The organism is Mycobacterium gordonae (assembly GCF_002101675.1).
GTDB classification, from domain to species: Bacteria; Actinomycetota; Actinomycetes; order Mycobacteriales; family Mycobacteriaceae; genus Mycobacterium; species Mycobacterium gordonae.
Genome location: NZ_LQOY01000024.1, coordinates 1 through 3188, shown reverse-complemented (window position 1 = coordinate 3188; position 3188 = coordinate 1). Strand labels below are relative to the sequence as shown.

The following is a 3188-nucleotide window of genomic DNA, read 5'->3' as shown; positions in this document are numbered from 1 at the left end:
GGGGTCGGCTTAGTAACGGAACGAATATGGTTGTTTTGTGATCTCGCTATGGCTACGCGGGGATGCGTAGCGGCCGGTGGCCTTCGCGGCGCTGCTCGGCGTCGATGTCGAAGGAGTAGGTGCCATAGAAGTTGATGTGATCGTGCTGGGCAGGGGTCAAGTGTGCCGCAGTCTCGTCGCTGACCTCCATGCCGTTTGACCGCAGGTTGTCGATCGTGTCGGCGAGGTAGGTGGTGGTCCATAGGACGCAGGCGTTGGTGACCAAGGTGAGGCACAGTGCCTGATCGATTTGGTCATCGAGATGACGTCGGCGGACGTGGCCTTGATGGGCGAAGAACAGGTCGCGCCGTAGCGCATGCAGGCTCTCGCCCTTGTTGAGCTGACGGCGTACGCGGCGACGGAGTTCTTCGTCCGCGACGTAACGGCATACGTAGAGCGTGCGGATCAGGCGCCCGTACTCGTGCAGTGCCTTGGCGAGCGTGCTCTGCCGGCTGCTGGCGTGCAGCTTGGCAATGAGCAGACTCGCGGTGGTGTGCCCGAACTTCATTGAGGCGACCAGGCGCAGCAGATCATCCCAGTGGTCGGCGATCAGCTGGGTTTGGATCGGCTGGCCGAGCAACCGCCCGGCGTGCGGGTATTGAGCGCGCCAAGCTGAGGCGGTTCCGAGGCGGTAGAGCTGTAGGCGGCCGATGTCGCGGATGCGCGGAGAGAACTGCAACCCGGCCAGGTGGAAGATCGCGAATGTCGCAAGGGTTTGTCCGGCGGTGTCGACGGTGTGTTCGGCGAGCGGCAAATCCGTTGGGTTGCCGAAGATTTCGTCCAGCACTGCGACCGCCTCGCGCCAGGTGGTCGGTATTACCTTGGTGCCGTAGGTCGAATGTTGATCGGAGACATGGGTATACGTGGTGGTGCCTTCGTCAACGAAATACCGTGACAGCGCGCGGGCAGTGAGGCTGTGTCCCCGTTGTGGGAACCGCTGCCCGTCCGACGACGAGAGCGTCCCGCCGCCCCACAGCGCGGCCAGCGGGTGCGCGTGGTGTGCGTTGACCAGGCGCGTGTTCGCCGCCCGCAACGTGTCTTGGCGCAGGTACCACTGCGACGTCCAGGCCAGGGCGTCTTCGGAGATGCCCGAAGCGTCGGCCATCCCGGCGTAGCCGAGGTTGCAAGCGTAGGCGATCAGCGATGCGTACAGGTTGCGGGTGAGGTCGGGGTTGCGTGGTTGAGCGCCGCCGGCGTGGGTGAACTCTTCGCTGAACCCGGTCAACTCATCGACCTCAATCAGCAGCGCCGGTAATTGCACGCGCGGCAGCCGGGCCGACGTGGCGTCGGCGAGCGTATCCGCTTCGGCCGGAAGCTGTTCGGCAGGTAGCGGCGACACGATCAGCTCACCGTCATCACCGAGACGTGCGAGTCTCTCGGCGCCTTGGTCCGTCAAGACTGTCTCCAATACCGCGACTGCCGCGTGCAGTTCATGCTCGAGGCGCTCGAGTTGCCGGGACGCGCCGGGCTCGGTGCGGGTGACGGTGCAGAAGTCGTCACGGTGCCCGGTCCACCGATCCGGCGGTAGCAGCAGGGTGGACGGGTCGGTGTAGCGGCGTGAACCGGGCACCCATAGGTCGCCGGAGCGCAGCCCGGCCTGCACCCCGTAGAGGACGCTCAGTTCCCAGTAGTGGCGGTAGGCGGCGCCGCGGCCTTGACCACGCGCGGCGTCGAGATAGCCACGCCAGCGCGCCGGCACAAACACCGTCGCCGCGGCGGTGGTTGCCTCGTCCGGGACCGCGGTGCGGGCGGCGGTGTTGAGCTCGCGCAGCACCTCGACGGCAGTGAGCAGGGCCGTGACCGACGGGCTGCCGGTGTTGCCGGTCAGAGGAAGCGCGGCGATCACCACAGGGGTGAACGTGCGCAGGTACTTGTAGCGGGCGGCCAGCAGGTCAAAGTGACCATGGTCGCGCTGCCCGCGATCTTCAGGTGGGCGGCGGGCGGCGATCAGGCGTTGCATGCCGATCCGCTGGCGGACAGCCCGCCCGGCCTGCTCGTCGGGGACGGTCGGGTCGGCGAGCACATCGAGGATCTCGTCGAGCAGCTGGCCCCGGTCCACCTCGGCTTTGGCGCGGTCGACGAGCCGCCGTGAAAGTTCATGCCGGGCTCGGGAATCCGCGCCGGCCAGCGCTTGGTCGAGCAGCTGCACCAGCTCGTCGAGCACCTCGACGTAGGTTTCGGCCAGTGTTGCCAACAGGACCGGGTGACGCCGGTCGACCGCGGCGCGCTGCAACGCCTGATTGGTTGAGCGGCGGCCGATCTCGGCGAGCATGCGTCGCCGCCCAACCGGGAGCCGGGACAAGTCGAGGCGATCGGCGCCGTGGCGTCGCAGGAATTCCAGCTTGTCCAGCTCGGCCTTGAGCAACTCGGGCGTTGCAACGGTGGCCCCGCGGCGCAGCCAAGCCAGGCGAGTCAAGCCGAGGTCGGGGTCGACATCGAGCAGGCCGTCCAGCTGCATCGGCCGCGGTGGTTGTAGCAGCGGCCCAAGCCGGTGGTAGGTCTCGGCGCGAGCCGCGTCGCGGGCCGCGGCCACCCGACGAGTCAGGCTGTCGACTGGTGGGCGGACAATCCGTTCGGCGCGCAGCCAGTCACAAGCCAGCTGCAATAGGACGCCGGGAGCATCGTGTTCGAGCGCCCGCGCTAGCAGGAACTCGTCGAGCAGCTTGCGTTCGCCGGCGGCGCACAACCGCCAACCCAGCCGAGCCAGCACCTGTGCGCGGTGTTCCCGGCGGGTTCGTCCCTGCCAGCCGCCGTACCCCGCCAGCAATGCCGACGAGATATCCGGCGCAACACCTAAAGCCTGCCTGAGCCGATCCAGTGCGAGCGACGGGCAACCGGCCAGGTCGTCGGGAATCCAGCCCAGCCACGGCAGCGTCGACAGTTGAACGGCGACACCGAGACGGTTCTGCTGGCGGTTGAAGCCCGCCAGCCACGAGAGATCGTCGGCTGACAGGGTGAAGTAGGTGACCGCATCCTCGACTGCGAGCTCGTCCGGCCAACTGCTCAGCCGGGCAAGCTCGGGATCAGACAGGTAGCGGACCGGCATCTGACCTCCGAACGGCCCGCGGTTCAGGCCGTCATCGCAAGGACGCTAGCCACGGTCAGTGGAGGCCGCAAGGGCCGCGGCGCACCGCCCGTATGGGGATCCC

Annotated in this window: 1 protein-coding gene; it reads right to left on the bottom strand. The window is 67.4% G+C overall.

Annotation, left to right across the window (positions count from 1 at the left end):
- Positions 1–52: 52 nt before the first annotated feature.
- Entirely contained in the window at positions 53–3085 is a 3033-nt protein-coding gene (locus AWC08_RS04640) for a Tn3 family transposase (protein WP_069432800.1), read from the bottom strand.
- Between the last annotated feature and the right edge of the window lie 103 nt (positions 3086–3188).

Bases quoted from the DNA above. Each gene is read 5' to 3' on its own strand.
- AWC08_RS04640 (WP_069432800.1), bottom strand. From the start codon at position 3,085: ATGCCGGTCCGCTACCTGTCTGATCCCGAGCTTGCCCGGCTGAGCAGT.